This window comes from Methylomicrobium lacus (genome assembly GCF_041897535.1).
In the GTDB taxonomy this organism is placed as follows: domain Bacteria; phylum Pseudomonadota; class Gammaproteobacteria; order Methylococcales; family Methylomonadaceae; genus Methylomicrobium; species Methylomicrobium lacus_A.
The window spans coordinates 2000797-2015633 of record NZ_CP169217.1; the positions used below are offsets into that span (position 1 = coordinate 2000797).

The following is a 14837-nucleotide window of genomic DNA, read 5'->3' on the forward strand; positions in this document are numbered from 1 at the left end:
GTGACTTACAAACGAATTTTCTTGCCTTACCGAGCTATTATCGCTACTCTTTAATCGATTATTAATCTTTTATTAATGGCTGCTTCATCTTTAATCTGTATGCTCAGGCTCATATACAAAAAAGATACATCTATTTTTATTTAGCTCCGCACATTGCCATGATCTCATTTCCACACGCCTCAAGCCGGCGCGCATCGCCGCTTCTGATTGCGCTACTCGGCAGCATGCTGAGCGGTTGCCAAACCCTGTCTTCCTGGCATCTTTTCGACGATGCGCCTCCCCGCGTCAGCGCCCCGGCGCCCCACCCGGAAATCGATACCGTCGCCAGCCACGAATTTGACCTGGCGCCCGACCAAGGTATGGTGGGTACGCTAGCGGCCGTCGACACACGTGAAGGCGACACGCTGTCCGACATCGCCCGCCATTACGGCCTGGGCTTTAACGATATCGCGATCGCGAATAGCGCGATCCGGCCCTGGACGCCGAAGCCTGGCAGCCGGGCGCTGTTGCCTTTGGAGTTCATCTTGCCCGATGCGCCGCACAAGGACATCGTGCTGAATCTCGCGAACATGCGCTTGTTCTATTTCCCGAAAAAAGAGTCGAGCACGTTGTATACCTATCCGGTCGGCATCGGCCGGCAAGGCTGGAGCTCGCCGATGGGCGTGACCAGCATCGTCGGTAAACAAGCCAATCCGGAATGGCATGTGCCGCCGTCGATCCAGCGTGAACATGCCGAAAAAGGCGATACGCTGCCGACAGTCGTGCGCTCGGGCCCCGACAACCCGCTCGGCTATTATGCGATGCGTCTCGGCTTTCCGAGCTATCTGATCCACGGCACCAACAAGCCCTACGGCATCGGCATGCAGATCAGCCACGGCTGCATTCAGCTCTATCCGGAAGACATCGAAACGCTGTTCAAGAAAGTCTCGGTCGGCACTAAGGTGCGCATCGTGCATCAGCCTTATCTGGCCGCCTGGCAGCAGGACGCGTTATATATCGAGGCGCATGAGCCTCTGGACAAGTGGGCCGGAAGCAAGGCCAAGTTGAAAAAGGCTTTCCTCAAAAAACTGAAGACGCTGGCCGCCGACAAAAACGCCGACATCGATTGGGAAAGAGTGGAACGGGTGATCGAACGCGCGGACGGCATTCCGACGCCGGTATTGAAAAACAGTCCGGAACTGGCGGAACTCTCGCAAAAGGCGGTACAGCTAAAACATCCTGAACGCTTGTACGGCCAACCCGAGATTGCGGACCTGAAGGACGGCGACTGGTCGATGCGGGTCGCGAGCTATCAATCCGAAGCCGAAGCCGACCAACTGGCGGCAATGCTGAATCACCAGGGACCGCCGATCCCGGCGCGCAAGGTGAAATTAAATGATCAATACCATGTGATCGCCGGCCCTTATAAGAGCAAGAAGGAAGTCACCAAAGCCGCCAAACGCGTGCTGATGGACTTCGAACTGAACGCCGAAACGATCAAGCCGGACCAGAACAAGTCCTGATTTTGGGGGCGTTCCCGCGCTGGCGCGGGAACGCAGTGAAAGGCGTTATTTTTTGCCGGATCTGCCGCCTCTGGCTTCGGCTTTCGGTTGCACCGAGTGGCTTTCTCTCGGCAAACCGGCAAATTCAAACAGGATGTCCAACTCCTTGTCGGACAACTCATAGAAGGAATGCGCTTTCAGGCGTTCCGGCAGCACGACCGGCCCGTAACGCACCCGCATCAAGCGGCTCACGACCACCTGCTGCGACTCCCACAAACGCCGAACCAGGCGGTTGCGGCCTTCGCTGACCGTCACGTAATACCATTTGTTCGCGCCTTCGCCGGCATAAAAGCGGACGTCGTTGAACTTCGCTAGGCCGTCTTCGAGTTCGACGCCCTGTTTCAGTTTTTCGATCGTCGCCTCGGACACCTCGCCCAGGATGCGCACCGCATATTCGCGTTCGATCTGGGTTTTCGGATGCATCAGCCGATTCGCCAGTTCACCGTTATTGGTGACCAGGAGCAGGCCCGAGGTATTGATGTCGAGGCGGCCGACCGCGATCCAGCGCGCCGCCGCCAGTTTCGGCAATTGCGTAAAGATCACCGGCCGGCCTTCCGGGTCGCGGCGGGTGACCACTTCGCCGGTCGGCTTGTGGTACAGCAGCACGCGGGTCGGCTGACGGTCGTATTTTTGCCAATCGACATAGCGGCCGTTGATTTGCAGCGTATCGCCCGGCTGCAAGCGCACCCCCAAGGCCGCGACGGCGCCGTTGACCATCACCCGGCCTTCCTGAATCCAGCGCTCGATTTCCCGGCGCGAGCCGACGCCGCCGCGCGCCAGGACTTTTTGAATGCGCTCGCCCGCGCCTTCTTCCGGCGCGGACGCTGCGGCTCTCGGCTTGGCGTCAGACGTTGGCTTCCGGAACGGTTTCTGAGGTTTCTTCTCCGCTTTCGGATAGTTCTTCTCCGGCTTCGGATGGCTCCTCTCGAGTTTCGCTGGGTTCTTCTCTGGTTTCCTGTTTTTCACTGGCTTCCTGTTCAGGGGCTGGTGTGACTTCCGGCGCCGGTTCGAGCGCTTGAATCTGCTCCAACGTCGGCAACTCACTTAATGACTTGATATTGAAATAATCCAAAAACTGCTTGGTCGTGCCGTACAGACCGGGCCGGCCCGGCACTTCCTTATGCGCGACCACCCGAATCCATTCGCGTTCGAGCAGGGTCTGGATGATGCCGGAACTGACGCTGACGCCGCGAATGTCCTCGATGTCGCCGCGCGTGACCGGCTGCTTATAGGCAATGATCGCCAAGGTTTCGAGCAAGGCGCGCGAATATTTCGGCGGTTTTTCCTCGAACAGACGCTGGACCCAGCGCGACAATTCCTGCCTGACCTGAAAACGATAGCCGCTCGCGACCTGCTTCAATTCGATGGGACGCTCTTGATAGTCGGCTACGATCGCGTCGATCGCGGTCTGAATCTCGGCAAGCTCGGGCTGTTCGATCTCGGGAAAGACCTGCTGGACTTCCTTGCAGGTCATCGGCCGGTTCGCGGCAAATAAAATGGCTTCTACGATGCGTTGGATTTCCACGGCGATGCTGGCAGTTTAATTTGGAATCGAGGCTGCGGCGCCGCGTACGCTGATCTCGGCAAACGGCTCGAGTTGAACGATTTCGATCAACCCTTCCTTGGCGAGTTCGAGGATCGCCAGAAACGCGACCAATACGCCGGGCCGGCCCTCCTTGAGCAGGAACAATTCGGTGAAGCGTAGGCTTTCGGCGCCTTTCAGGTTGTCCAGGATGGTGGACATGCGTTCGCGGACCGACAGCGGCTCCAGGACCACCTGGTGATGGCTGAATTGCTCGGCGCGCTTCAAGACTTGCTGCAACGCCCGCAACATTTCGCTCATCGTCACATCGGGCAGTTTCTTCTCGAAAGTCAGGTTGGAAGTATCGGCAACGCAGGTAAAAAGCTCGCGCTCGAGCCTCGGCATCAAGTCGATCTCCTCGGCCGCCTTCTTGATGCATTCATATTCCTGCAGGCGGCGGATCAACGTCGCCCTGGGGTCCTCCTCGTCCTCTTCCGCTTCCTGCTGCCGGGGCAGCAGCATGCGCGATTTGATTTCCGCGAGCAGCGCCGCCATCACCAGATATTCGGCCGCCAGCTCCAGGTTCATTTCGCTCATCATCTGAATGTAGGAAATGTACTGATGCGTGACCTTCGCGATCGACACCTCGACGATGTCGAGATTCTGCCGCCGGATCAAATACAGCAACAGATCCAGCGGCCCCTCGAACAATTCGAGAAACACTTCGAGCGCATTCGGCGGGATGTAAAGGTCGTCCGGCAATTGCTCGACCGGCTCGCCGTTTACGATCGCAATCACCGCCGCCCGCTCCGGCACGAAATCGTGACTCAAATCGTTCATCGCTCAACCGTCGCCCGGCTTTTCTGCATCAGCATCAGATGCCGGCGATCGAAAAAAACAGCTGCTGCGCAAGATACATCGGATATTCCAGAAGCGCATTCAAAACCCGGGTATAAAGCAGCACCAACAGGATCAGGAATCCGTAACGCTCCAGGCGATTGTATTGCCATGCCCAGTAATTCGGCAAAACCCCGGTGAGTACGCGGCTGCCGTCCAGCGGCGGAATCGGCAACAGGTTGATCAGGGCCAGCACCAGATTGATCGAAATGCCGGCGACGCCGGTATAAATCAACGGCAACGAAATCGCTTCGATGCCGATCACTACGCCAAGCCGTGCCAATAGCGCCCAACCGATCGCCATCAATAGGTTCGAGACCGGACCCGCCAGCGCGACCCAGGCCATGTCCTTGCGCGGGTTCTTGAAATTCCGCGCATCGACCGGCACCGGTTTGGCCCAGCCGAAAATGAAGCCGGTGCCGGTCAGCAGCAACAGTCCCGGCAGAATCACCGTGCCGAGCCAGTCGATGTGGTTGAGCGGATTCAAGGTCAGCCGGCCCTGCTGGTCGGCGGTATTATCGCCGAATTTTTTGGCGATCCAGCCGTGCGCGACTTCGTGCACGGTAATCGCGAAAATCACCGGCAGTATCCACACCACGATCCGCTGCACCAGCGACAACTCATTCATCATAATGCGCTATCCTCAGTTAATCCAGCATCGGCGCGATGCCGATGCCTTGCCGGACGATTTCGGGACCGTTGCTCGAAAATTCAATGATCGTGGTTTCGCGGTACTCGATAATCCCGGCGTCGATCACCAGCTCGATCTCATGCTCCAGGCGTTTGCGGATATCGTAAGGATCGGTCAGCGGCTCATCCACGCCGGGCAACAGCAGACTGGACGTGAACAAAGGCTCTCCCAGCTCTTCGACCAGCATCTGCGCGATCGGGTGATTCGGAATCCTAATGCCGACCGTTTTCTTTTTCGGATGTTGCAGGCGCCGCGGCACTTCGCGGGTTGCGTCCAGAATGAACGTAAACGGGCCCGGAGTCAGCGCCTTGATCATCCGGTAGGCGTCGTTGCCGATCTTGGTGAAATTGGACACCTGCGCGAGGTCCTTGCAGACCAGCGTAAAATCGTGCTTGTCGTCGAGTTGGCGAATGCGGCGGATTTTGTCCAGCGCGGCCTTGTCGCCGATCTGGCAGGCGAGCGCGTACGAGGAATCGGTCGGATAAACGATGACTCCGCCCTGGCGGATAATCTCCACCGCGCGATGAATCAGGCGCAATTGCGGATTTTCGGGGTGAATTTCAAAAAACTGGGCCATGTGTCAAAAGGGCGTCAAATAAGGGGGCATTATACCGTATAAGAGTGCCAAATCGTTGAATGGTTTATTGAAAATAGCCGCCGTCAGCGCTCCGACTCTTTCTTCGCGACCTTGTTGCGCAAATAAACCGGCTGCGCGTCTTCGACATCGACCGCCAGGCCCAACGCGAATCCGCGCGCGCCCAGGCGGGCGACCGCTCCCGCGCGCGGCAGATTATCGGTCTCGATAATGCCGACGCGCCCCGCCAACCGTTGTAGCAAAACCTCACGATAAACGCCCCAACCGGTGCCGATGCCGGCGCCGCTTAGCTCGGGAAATGCGATCGCTTCTGCTGGCGTGACTTTTTCCTCGCCGAACAATTCGGCAAAGCCAGACGCCTCGCGCCGGTACACCGCGAAATAGATTTCGCCCATCCGGGCATCCATCGCGGTGAAGGCGGTATCGGGGCCTTCGGCATGTCTGCCGAAAAAATCCTGCGCGACCGCCGCCAGCGTCGACACCGGCACGACCGGCAGATCGCCGCCGAGCGCGATGCCGTGGATCACGCCGGTCGCGATCCTGACGCCGGTAAACGAACCGGGGCCGCGGCCGAACGCGAGCGCATCGAGTTCGGAGAGCTTCAATCCGGCCTCCCGCATCAGGCCGTCTACCATCGGCAGAATCAATTGCGCATGGTCTCTTTGCGACACCTGGTAACGCTCGATCACTTCGCCATCGAGATACAGCGCGGCCGAGCACGCTTCGGTTGCGGTCTCCACCGCGAGCAGTTTCATGTTATCGAATCCATTTCCTGAACAAAAACGGCACGACACTGCCGACCAAGAGACAAAACAACAGCGTCCCGATATGCTGCCGGCTCCAGTTGACCGGATACACGTCGGCCCTGACCGGCTCGGTCAATCCCGGAATACTCGGCAGATCGCCGTCGCCGCCGTCGACCTTCAGCTGCGCCTTCATGCCTTTTTCCTGGTGCTGCGGCAGTTCGCAGTGCACCAGATAAGTCTTTTTCCGGCTCGGCAGGATCATCGAGGCCTTCAATTGCCCGTGCCCGAACAACTCCAGATGCAGCATGCCTTCGGGATACAGGTAACCGGGCAAACCGTGGATCATCATCTGATGCCTGACATGGTCGTCGTTGATGAAGGTGATGTTGATCTTCGCGCACGGCTTGACGTTCCATTCCTGCTGGTCGTAGGCGAACATCTTGCCCGGAAACTTTTTCGCGTGCTCGTGGCCGGCGCGGATCGTCAGCTCGACCGTTTCGGAAATTTGCGGACAATCGCGCGGCAGCCGGTCCGGATTCGCGTTCATGATCATGCCGGTCTCATCCATCATCATGCCCTGATGATGCATCATGGCGGCGCTTGCTTGCGGCAACAGGCCGACAGCCAGCAGCAAGCCCCCGGCGATCGCGGTCATTCTGGACTTCATCATTTACGCCTCCTGTAGCCGGTGAACAGCAGATAGACGAGAAGACCGAACGCGCCGCCGCCGGACAGTCCGAACGCGGCCAGCTTCAGGATGTGAGGCTCGATCCGGCCCGGCTCGCCGAGCATCTCGGTAAAATCGCCCACGGCCCAGGGCGGCTGATTTTTCGCATAATAATTTTTGTCGAACGCGACATCGAGCATTTCGCCGTGCATCTTCGGCATGCCTTTATCGTCCAGATAAGCCTGATAGCCGAGCAGCGAGATATTGCCGCCCGGCTCCATGCCGTCGGTCGTCTCGCCGTTCGAGGCATGATCATGGAACATCCACACGCCCGGCCCGTAACTGTGCAGGCCGTCGTTGACCGTTTTTAGATCGACATCGAGCCGCTGCGCGGGCGCGATGTCGAGCACGTCGCGGGTCTCCCTGACCGCCTCGGGCCGGTCGGCGCCGTCGGTCGCGGTCACGGTCACCTTATGGCCGTGGATATGCAGCGCCATCGGCGAACGCTGCGCATTGGCGATGCGCAACTTGATGTTTTCGTTTTCGCCGGCCGCGATCAAGCCGTCGCGTACCGTATAGGGAAAGGAATGGCCGTTCAGCAGGAAATAGTTTTCATGCGACTCGGTGATGTTGTATTCGCGGCTCATCCGTTTCGCGATCAGGCGGGTGTCGTTCGCATTCTGGATGATCGATGACAATTTCTTGTCGAGCGATTGATATAACAGGTCGAACTCGCGGCTGTACTCTTCCTTGACCTTGACCGACGGATGCCGGACCTGGCCGGCGCCGATGTTGAAGGTCTGCACCCAGTTGTTCGGCTTGTTTTCCTCGACCACGAAGATGCCGCTGAGCCCCATCATCATATGCTGAGCGGTTTGCACGTGGCAGTGATAAAGCATCGTGCCCGCATGCCGGGGCTTCATCTCATAGGTATGGCTCGCGCCCGGAAACACCGCATGTTCCTCCATGCCGTCGTTGTCCTCGCCGGCCGCGGTCATGAACGGGTGATCGACGCCGTGCAGATGGATCGTATGCGGCAGATAATGGATGTTTTCGAGCGTAAGCTTGACCGTGTCGCCCTGCTCGACCCGGATCGTCGGCGACGGCGCGCGCAGGATCGGGTTGGCCTGCATCGTAAAAAAGTTCTTCAGCGCCATGCCTTGCGATTTCGGTGCGAACACCCACAGCCCCGGCTTGATACCCGGCGCGATGTCGAAGGTGTTGATCAGAAATTCGCCGTCGGGGCTCGCGCCGTTCAATTCGACCACTTCGAGCTTGATTTCGATCACGTCCGGGTCGCCGTCGTGGTCGAGGTCGTCTTTTTTGACGACCGCATCCTGCGCCATGCGCGTCTGCATCAAAGTCGCCATCGAGATGTTGTTGGTGCCCTTAACCGCCGCGGCGATGTCATACGGATTGTCGGGGTCGCAGGACAGCGCCTCGTCGATGCTGACGCCGTCGATCGTTTGCGCCTGGCGCCACTCGGGATGCTCGTCCGGACAAGGCTTTTCGGTGCCGCCGGCTTCCGCCGAACGGGTATAAACGGTCGCAGGCGACAGCGCGCCGCCCTTTTCCAGCCCGAATGGCGCCAGCCACCAGGCCGTGCCGGCCAAAGCGGCAACGAGCGAGATTAATAAATAACGTTTTTTGGGGGTCATGCGATGACGAATACTGCAAAAAGAAGGGTTATTGTAAAGGTCCGGGGTACGAAAAGAAACTCAAGCCAAAGACGCGGCGGTTTGAACTGATGATCATCGGCGCGTCCGATTGTGTTAATCTAGTCATAAAAAAACGCTCAGGATCATGAAATTCGCGATACAAATCAACGCCGGTCCCTATGCCTCGAACGCCGGCCATACCGCCTTGCGCTTCATCGAGGCCGCGCTCGCCTCGGGCCACGAGGTCGTGCGGGTCTTTTTTTATCATGACGGCATTTATCACGGCCTGAAATATGCAACACCGCCCGACGATGAATTCAACCATACCGCGAAGTGGAGCGCTCTGGCCGAAAGCCACCGGCTCGATCTGGTGTTGTGCATTTCGGCCGCGCAAAAACGCGGCCTCCTCTGCCGCGACGAAGCCGAACGCCAAGGCAAACACGATGACGATCTGGCCGCGGGCTTTCGGATCGGCGGCCTCGGCCAATTGATCGAAGCGACGCTGCATGCGGACCGCTTCCTGATCTTCGGGTGAGGCGCGATGAAAAGCCATCTGTTTATTCTCCGTAAGCCGGCCCACGGCGGTGCCTTCGCCCAGGAAATGCTCGACATTATCTTGACGACCGCCGCATTCGACCAGCCCACTTCGATTTTGTTGCTCGACGATGCGGTCTTCCAATTGAAAAAAGGGCAACAGCCGGAACGTTTCGGCATGAAGGATACCGCGTCGATCTATCCTGCGCTCGAAATTTATGACGTGAAACACATCTATGTCGAGGCCGAGTCGCTCGAAGAGCGGGGGCTCAGACCGGGCGACCTCTGCCTGCCCGTGGAATCGGTTTACCGAAAAGACATCCCGGGCCTGATGCGGCGCCATGACCTGCTGTTTTCGGGTTGATCCTGACCTAACCCCAATCTGCAAGCGACACGGCAGCCGCAAGAATTGCGGCGCGACCAAAATTTATTTTTGGCTTGAGTGCGACCGTCCCCCCCACGATCGCCGGCGTTTTTTTGCACGTCTGGAAAAACTGTGTCATATGCCGCAGCGAGTCGGTCATATCACACAAACACCGCCGACTTCCGCCATGTAACTCATTGAAAAAAACCGTTTTTGCTTAGGCAAAACCGGTATATAAAGCAGTAATCATGCCAATTTATGCGACACTTTGTCGCGCGTCAATTCGCCGCATTTTCTAACGTAAATCGTGCCGGTAGACTTTGTTTCAACTTTTGCCAGGCCTGTAAAACCGCTTAAGTTATCATCCTTCCTCTCTCGGTGCGGGCCGGCTTCCGGTCCGCCCATTTTTTTAAGAGGCCGACATGAAACGCTACAACACGCTACTGATCAACCACATTCCGGCAAATCCTGAAACCCTGAAAAAACAAACCGCGATCCATGAGGCCGGACACGCCGCCGCGATCTATCTCGGCAACAAGCAAAAACAGTTGCCGCCGGTTTTCTTCCAGATCCTGATCCAGGATACGCCGCACGAGTCCTTCTGGCCATGCCGGGCCGGCAACTCATCTCCGGCTACGTTGACCTGCTTTGCAAAGGTCGAAGGCGGCCGCCTGATTCATACCCTGCCTTCCTCGCTGCCGGAAGCCACACGGCGCTTTTCTTCGATCGAGCGACAAGCCTATCAGGCCGCTTTCGAGGCCGATATCGTCAATTTTCTGGCAGGCCCGCTCGCCGAGGCCAAATATGTCGCGACATGCGATGACGAAATCTTCAATCCGCGCCTGGTGAATCTCGACGCGCTGCATTTTTACGGCGGCACGGCGGATGTCGCGCTGGCCAAGGAATACCTGGACTGCCTGACCGTGGAGGCGCGGGAAAAAGAGCGGCTGATCGCCGAACTGTTCATGACGGCCTATCAATTCATCAGCCAGCGTTCGCACTGGCGCGCGATTACCGCGCTGGCCGATTTCATCCTGAGCTCCGGCAACAATGTGATCGCCTGCGAGGACATCATCCGGGTGCTCGACGCGCAAACGGCCTGAACGATTGCTGGCAGCGGTTAACCCCGGTCGGCGTGTGGCGCGCGCTCGCCGAACAACGCGGTGCCGACCCTGACGATCGTCGCCCCCTCCAGAACCGCCGCCTTTAAATCGCCGGACATGCCGAACGAAAACGTGTCGAGTTCCGGTCGCGCGAGTTGTTTGACCGCCTCGACCAAAGCCCGGTAAGGCTGCCTCTGCCGTTCAAAATCGCTTTCCGGCGCCGGAATCGCCATCACCCCGCGCAGCCTTAAATTAGGCAGCAACATGACCTGTTCGCACAACGCCGGCAGCTCGTCGAGGCCGATGCCCGATTTGGACGCCTCGCCGCTGATATTGACCTGCAAACACACATTCAACGGCGGCAAGCCCGCCGGCCGCTGATCGTTCAGCCTTTTGGCGTTTTTGAACGAATCGATGCTGTGCACCCAATCGAAATGCGCCGCGATCAGCTTGGTCTTGTTCGACTGAATCGGACCGATGAAATGCCAGGTGATGTCATAAGCTCCCAATTCCGCCTGTTTTTTCACCGCTTCCTGACAATAACTCTCGCCGAAATGACGCTGTCCGGCCCGATAGGCTTCGGCAATGTCCTCTGCGGGCTTGGTCTTGCTGACCGCGAGCAGCAGCACCGCATCCTCCGGGCGCTTGGCGATGCCGCAATAGTCCCGAATTTGCTGGCGGATGAGTTTCAGATTCTGGCTGATCATGGCGTCTTAATGTCAAAATAACGAGAGAACCCGCTATTAAACACCACGCCTTTCAAAAAACAAAGAGTTGAACTACTTTTTAAGAACAGATCAGCCACTTTTTACCACCTTTTAGAGGAAATTATGGATATTGCCGAGTTACTGGCTTTTTCGGTCAAAAACAATGCGTCGGATTTACATTTATCGGCAGGGCTGCCGCCGATGATTCGGGTGGACGGCGATATTCGCCGGATCAATGTGCCGCCTCTCGATCATAAGGCCGTGCACTCGCTGATGTACGACATCATGAACGACAAACAGCGGCGCGATTACGAGGAGTTTCTCGAAACCGACTTTTCGTTTGCTCTGCCCGGCGTCGCGCGCTTCCGGGTCAACGCCTTCAATCAGGAACGCGGCGCGGCGGGGGTTTTCCGGACCATTCCGTCAAAGGTTTTGAGCCTCGAAGACCTGAAGGCGCCGAAGTTCTTCGAAGAAGTGACGCGCAAACCGCGCGGCCTGGTGCTGGTCACCGGCCCCACCGGCTCCGGCAAATCGACCACGCTGGCGGCGATGATCAACCACATCAACACGAACGATTACGCGCATATCCTGACCGTCGAAGATCCGATCGAATTCGTGCACGAAAGCCAGAAATGCCTGATCAACCAGCGCGAGGTACACCGCGACACGCACGGCTTCAACGAGGCCTTGCGTTCGGCCTTGCGGGAAGACCCGGACATCATCCTGGTCGGCGAAATGCGCGACCTCGAAACGATCCGCCTCGCACTGACCGCGGCCGAAACCGGCCACCTGGTGTTCGGCACCCTGCACACGACTTCCGCCGCGAAAACGATCGACCGGATCATCGACGTGTTTCCGGCCGCCGAAAAGGACATGATCCGCTCGATGCTGTCCGAATCGCTGCAGGCGGTCATTTCGCAAACGCTGCTCAAAAAAGTCGGCGGCGGCCGTATCGCGGCGCACGAGATCATGGTCGGCACCGCCGCGATCCGCAACCTGATCCGCGAGGCGAAAGTCGCGCAAATGTATTCGGCGATTCAGACCGGACGCAAGGACGGCATGCAGACGCTCGACCAGAACCTGAAAGAACTGGTCGACAAGGGGATGATCACCGCCAAAACCGCGGCGACCCGCGCCGTCAACAAGGACATGTTCCGTTAACCGCACCACAGGATAAAAACTCATGGACTTCAAAGCCTTGCTCGCACTGATGGTGCAAAAGAAAGCCTCCGACCTGTTCATTACCTCAGGCCGCGCGCCGACGATCAAGGTCGACGGTTCGATGGTCGAAGTCTCCAAAACCCCGCTGACGCCCGAGCAGGCGATGAAAATCGTGCTCAGCATCATGAATCAGCGGCAAAAGGACGAGTTCGACAATACCAAGGAATGCCAGTTCGCGATCAGCCTGCCCGACCTCGGCCGTTTCCGGGTCAGCGCCTTCGTGCAACGCGACGCGGCCGGCATGGTCTTGCGCCGGATCGAAAACACCATTCCCGACGCCGAAACGCTGCACCTGCCGCCGGTGTTGAAAGATCTGGTCATGGAAAAACGCGGTCTGGTGATCTTCGTCGGCGGCACCGGCACCGGTAAGTCGACCTCGCTGGCCGCGCTGATAAAACACCGCAACCAACACACCAGCGGCCACATCATCACGATCGAAGACCCGATGGAATTCGAGCATCCGCACTTAGGCTGCATCGTGACCCAGCGCGAAGTCGGCGTCGATACCGAATCGTATGAAGTCGCGTTGAAAAACACCCTGCGGCAGGCGCCCGACGTGATCCTGATCGGCGAAATAAGGACCCGCGAAACGATGCAGAACGCAATCACCTTCGCCGAAACCGGACACCTGTGCCTATCGACCCTGCACGCGAACAATGCGAACCAGGCGATCGACCGGATCCTGCATTTCTTTCCCGAGGAAATGCATCCGCAGCTGTTCATGGACCTGTCGCTGAACCTGCGCGGCATCGTCGCCCAGCAATTGATCAAGCGCGCGGACGGCAAGGGCCGTTATCCGGCGATCGAAATCCTGATCAACACGCCGCTGGCGACGGATTTGATCCGCAAGGGCGAGGTGCACAAACTGAAGGAATTGATGAAGCAATCGCGCGAACAGGGCATGCAGACCTTCGATCAGGCCTTGTACGATCTGTATGTCGCCGGCAAGATCAGCTATGAGGATGCATTGAATTCGGCCGACTCGAAGAACGAAGTCCGCCTGATGATCAAGCTCGGCGCCGAAGGCATCAGCAGCACGGCCGGCGACAACATGATGCTGACCGAGACCGAAGAGGATACAGGCAAGTTGTTTTAATGCGCTGCCGGCGCCGAACCCTCGGCGCCGGCAGGAAAATCGCAGTTTCCAAGCATGACGCCCCGGACCAGGCCGGGGCCATCGGAAAGCAGGACGGATCAGGCCGAATGCGCCTGCACGGGAATGGACGAAGCGGTGCGGACCACTTCGTTCTTTTCGTTAAAATAAATCAGCGCCGGCTTATAATTGGTCAATTCATTCTGGTCGTAAACCGCATAGGCGCAGATGATCACCACATCGCCCGCGCAAGCCAGCCGCGCGGCCGCGCCGTTGACCGAAATCACGCCCGAGCCGGCTTCCGCGCGAATCGCATAAGTCGTGAAACGCTCGCCGTTATTGACATTGTATATCTGGATCTGTTCGTACTCCCTGATCCCCGACAAATCGAGAAAGTCGCCGTCGATTGCGCATGAGCCTTCATAGCCGAGCTCCGATCGTGTCACGGTCGCCCGATGAAGTTTCGCCTTCAGCATCGTAGTTTGCATAATAACCCGATATAAAATAGCTTAATAAACCCTCAATTATCGCTGATTCCCGTGAATCCGGCAAGATAGGACCTGCAAGGAATACGCATTGAAGGCGCCCAACCTACCTTTCGCCGCCAAATGCGGGCGAACTGATGTGCGAAGAGTCTGCCAATTCAATATTAATTTACTTCGAAAAACCGATATTATCAATCAGCCGCGTCTTCCCCAGCCTCGCCCCGGCCAGGATCACCAGATCACGGTCTTCGGGCGTTGCTGCCGCCAGATCCAGGCTCCGGCAGATCGAAAAATAATCGGGACGGAAACCCGCTTCGGACAAAAACGCCAGCGCCTGCCCTTCGATGTCCGCATAGGCCGCGACACCCGACAGCACAGCATCCCTAGCGGCGCACAAAGCCTGGTAAAGCTTCGCGGCATTGGCTTTTTCCGCAGCGCTCAAATAACCGTTCCGGGAACTCATCGCCAGACCGTTGGCTTCACGGACCGTCTCGACCGGCACCAGCTCGACCGGAATGTTCAAATCGCGCACCATCGTCCGGATGATCACGAATTGCTGGTAATCCTTTAGACCAAAAAAGGCCGTATCCGGCTGCACGATATTGAACAATTTCGCGACCACGGTCGCCACGCCGTTGAAATGGCCGGGCCGGAATGCGCCGCAATGCAGGTCCGACAAACCCGCGACGCTGACCACCGTTTTCGCCGCCGGATCGTACATTTCCGACACCCTCGGCAGGAACAGCAGATCGGCTCCGGCCGCGAGCAATTTTTCGCGGTCCTCGGCTTCGGTGCGCGGATAAGTCTCGAAATCCTCGCCGACACCGAATTGGGTAGGATTCACGAAGATGCTGACCACGACGCGCTCGGCCCGCCGCCGCGCCGCATCGACCAGGCGGATATGGCCCGCGTGCAGATTGCCCATCGTCGGCACGAACGCAATCCGGTCTCCGGCGCGCCGCCAGGCTCCAATGATCGTTCGCAGTTCGGCTATCGCGGTGACGGTTTGCATG

Annotated in this window: 17 protein-coding genes; 6 read left to right on the top strand and 11 right to left on the bottom strand. The window is 58.0% G+C overall.

What is annotated here, in order from left to right; all coding sequences use genetic code 11:
• Nucleotides 1-158: 158 nt before the first annotated feature.
• Nucleotides 159-1502 (top strand): L,D-transpeptidase family protein, encoded by a 1344-nt coding sequence (locus ACEPPP_RS08785; protein WP_374090694.1) that lies wholly within the window; start codon nucleotides 159-161, stop codon nucleotides 1500-1502.
• Nucleotides 1503-1547: 45 nt separating this feature from the next.
• On the opposite strand, the gene rluB is transcribed toward ACEPPP_RS08785, so the two are convergent.
• From rluB to ACEPPP_RS08825, 8 genes are all read right to left on the bottom strand, one after another.
• Entirely contained in the window at nucleotides 1548-2333 is a 786-nt protein-coding gene (rluB, locus tag ACEPPP_RS08790) for a 23S rRNA pseudouridine(2605) synthase RluB (protein WP_374090912.1), read from the bottom strand.
• A 52-nt stretch (nucleotides 2334-2385) separates the two neighbouring features.
• Nucleotides 2386-3066, bottom strand: coding sequence for an SMC-Scp complex subunit ScpB (gene scpB, locus ACEPPP_RS08795; protein ID WP_374090695.1), 681 nt, complete (start codon nucleotides 3064-3066; stop codon nucleotides 2386-2388).
• Between the two features lie 15 nt (nucleotides 3067-3081).
• The gene (locus ACEPPP_RS08800; protein WP_374090696.1) at nucleotides 3082-3903 is read right to left on the bottom strand and encodes a ScpA family protein; all 822 of its coding nucleotides are present in this window, start codon (nucleotides 3901-3903) and stop codon (nucleotides 3082-3084) included.
• Between the two features lie 34 nt (nucleotides 3904-3937).
• Nucleotides 3938-4591: a site-2 protease family protein gene (locus ACEPPP_RS08805; RefSeq protein WP_374090697.1), complete on the bottom strand. Its 654-nt coding sequence runs from the start codon at nucleotides 4589-4591 to the stop codon at nucleotides 3938-3940.
• Nucleotides 4592-4607: 16 nt separating this feature from the next.
• A complete protein-coding gene (locus ACEPPP_RS08810; protein ID WP_374090698.1) occupies nucleotides 4608-5228 on the bottom strand; it encodes an L-threonylcarbamoyladenylate synthase in 621 nt (206 codons plus the stop codon).
• A gap of 83 nt (nucleotides 5229-5311) precedes the next feature.
• Nucleotides 5312-6001, bottom strand: a complete 690-nt coding sequence (tsaB, locus tag ACEPPP_RS08815) for a tRNA (adenosine(37)-N6)-threonylcarbamoyltransferase complex dimerization subunit type 1 TsaB (RefSeq protein WP_374090699.1) — start codon at nucleotides 5999-6001, stop codon at nucleotides 5312-5314.
• Nucleotide 6002: 1 nt separating this feature from the next.
• The gene (locus ACEPPP_RS08820; protein ID WP_374090700.1) at nucleotides 6003-6662 is read right to left on the bottom strand and encodes a copper oxidase; all 660 of its coding nucleotides are present in this window, start codon (nucleotides 6660-6662) and stop codon (nucleotides 6003-6005) included.
• Nucleotides 6659-8317 (bottom strand): multicopper oxidase domain-containing protein, encoded by a 1659-nt coding sequence (locus tag ACEPPP_RS08825; protein ID WP_374090701.1) that lies wholly within the window; start codon nucleotides 8315-8317, stop codon nucleotides 6659-6661. The genes ACEPPP_RS08820 and ACEPPP_RS08825 overlap by 4 nt, the downstream gene beginning before the upstream one ends.
• A 145-nt stretch (nucleotides 8318-8462) precedes the next feature.
• On the opposite strand from ACEPPP_RS08825, the gene tusD reads away from it, so the two are divergent.
• From tusD to ACEPPP_RS08840, 3 genes are all read left to right on the top strand, one after another.
• Nucleotides 8463-8852, top strand: a complete 390-nt coding sequence (gene tusD, locus ACEPPP_RS08830) for a sulfurtransferase complex subunit TusD (RefSeq protein ID WP_374090702.1) — start codon at nucleotides 8463-8465, stop codon at nucleotides 8850-8852.
• Nucleotides 8853-8858: 6 nt separating this feature from the next.
• Nucleotides 8859-9215, top strand: coding sequence for a sulfurtransferase complex subunit TusC (gene tusC / locus ACEPPP_RS08835; protein WP_374090703.1), 357 nt, complete (start codon nucleotides 8859-8861; stop codon nucleotides 9213-9215).
• A gap of 422 nt (nucleotides 9216-9637) precedes the next feature.
• On the top strand, nucleotides 9638-10318 hold the full coding sequence (locus tag ACEPPP_RS08840; protein ID WP_374090704.1) for a hypothetical protein: 681 nt from the start codon (nucleotides 9638-9640) through the stop codon (nucleotides 10316-10318).
• Between the two features lie 17 nt (nucleotides 10319-10335).
• Here ACEPPP_RS08840 and ACEPPP_RS08845 read toward each other — a convergent pair whose 3' ends face one another.
• Nucleotides 10336-11025 (bottom strand): YggS family pyridoxal phosphate-dependent enzyme, encoded by a 690-nt coding sequence (locus ACEPPP_RS08845; RefSeq protein ID WP_374090705.1) that lies wholly within the window; start codon nucleotides 11023-11025, stop codon nucleotides 10336-10338.
• A gap of 123 nt (nucleotides 11026-11148) precedes the next feature.
• On the opposite strand from ACEPPP_RS08845, the gene ACEPPP_RS08850 reads away from it, so the two are divergent.
• Nucleotides 11149-12186, top strand: a complete 1038-nt coding sequence (locus ACEPPP_RS08850; RefSeq protein ID WP_374090707.1) for a type IV pilus twitching motility protein PilT — start codon at nucleotides 11149-11151, stop codon at nucleotides 12184-12186.
• Between the two features lie 22 nt (nucleotides 12187-12208).
• A complete protein-coding gene (locus tag ACEPPP_RS08855) occupies nucleotides 12209-13342 on the top strand; it encodes a PilT/PilU family type 4a pilus ATPase (protein WP_374090708.1) in 1134 nt (377 codons plus the stop codon).
• Between the two features lie 98 nt (nucleotides 13343-13440).
• Here ACEPPP_RS08855 and panD read toward each other — a convergent pair whose 3' ends face one another.
• Together panD and panC are read right to left on the bottom strand one after the other, a co-directional pair.
• Nucleotides 13441-13827 (bottom strand): aspartate 1-decarboxylase, encoded by a 387-nt coding sequence (gene panD / locus ACEPPP_RS08860; protein WP_374090709.1) that lies wholly within the window; start codon nucleotides 13825-13827, stop codon nucleotides 13441-13443.
• A gap of 166 nt (nucleotides 13828-13993) precedes the next feature.
• Entirely contained in the window at nucleotides 13994-14836 is an 843-nt protein-coding gene (gene panC / locus ACEPPP_RS08865) for a pantoate--beta-alanine ligase (RefSeq protein ID WP_374090710.1), read from the bottom strand.
• Nucleotide 14837 lies beyond the last annotated feature (1 nt).

Coding starts and splice junctions, on each gene's coding strand:
- ACEPPP_RS08820 (WP_374090700.1), bottom strand. CDS start 6,662: ATGATGAAGTCCAGAATGACCGCGATCGCCGGGGGCTTGCTGCTGGCT.
- ACEPPP_RS08845 (WP_374090705.1), bottom strand. CDS start 11,025: ATGATCAGCCAGAATCTGAAACTCATCCGCCAGCAAATTCGGGACTAT.
- ACEPPP_RS08785 (WP_374090694.1), top strand. CDS start 159: ATGATCTCATTTCCACACGCCTCAAGCCGGCGCGCATCGCCGCTTCTG.
- tusC (WP_374090703.1), top strand. CDS start 8,859: ATGAAAAGCCATCTGTTTATTCTCCGTAAGCCGGCCCACGGCGGTGCC.
- tsaB (WP_374090699.1), bottom strand. CDS start 6,001: ATGAAACTGCTCGCGGTGGAGACCGCAACCGAAGCGTGCTCGGCCGCG.
- ACEPPP_RS08805 (WP_374090697.1), bottom strand. CDS start 4,591: ATGATGAATGAGTTGTCGCTGGTGCAGCGGATCGTGGTGTGGATACTG.
- ACEPPP_RS08825 (WP_374090701.1), bottom strand. CDS start 8,317: ATGACCCCCAAAAAACGTTATTTATTAATCTCGCTCGTTGCCGCTTTG.
- tusD (WP_374090702.1), top strand. CDS start 8,463: ATGAAATTCGCGATACAAATCAACGCCGGTCCCTATGCCTCGAACGCC.
- panC (WP_374090710.1), bottom strand. CDS start 14,836: ATGCAAACCGTCACCGCGATAGCCGAACTGCGAACGATCATTGGAGCC.
- ACEPPP_RS08800 (WP_374090696.1), bottom strand. CDS start 3,903: ATGAACGATTTGAGTCACGATTTCGTGCCGGAGCGGGCGGCGGTGATT.
- ACEPPP_RS08855 (WP_374090708.1), top strand. CDS start 12,209: ATGGACTTCAAAGCCTTGCTCGCACTGATGGTGCAAAAGAAAGCCTCC.
- panD (WP_374090709.1), bottom strand. CDS start 13,827: ATGCAAACTACGATGCTGAAGGCGAAACTTCATCGGGCGACCGTGACA.
- ACEPPP_RS08810 (WP_374090698.1), bottom strand. CDS start 5,228: ATGGCCCAGTTTTTTGAAATTCACCCCGAAAATCCGCAATTGCGCCTG.
- ACEPPP_RS08840 (WP_374090704.1), top strand. CDS start 9,638: ATGAAACGCTACAACACGCTACTGATCAACCACATTCCGGCAAATCCT.
- ACEPPP_RS08850 (WP_374090707.1), top strand. CDS start 11,149: ATGGATATTGCCGAGTTACTGGCTTTTTCGGTCAAAAACAATGCGTCG.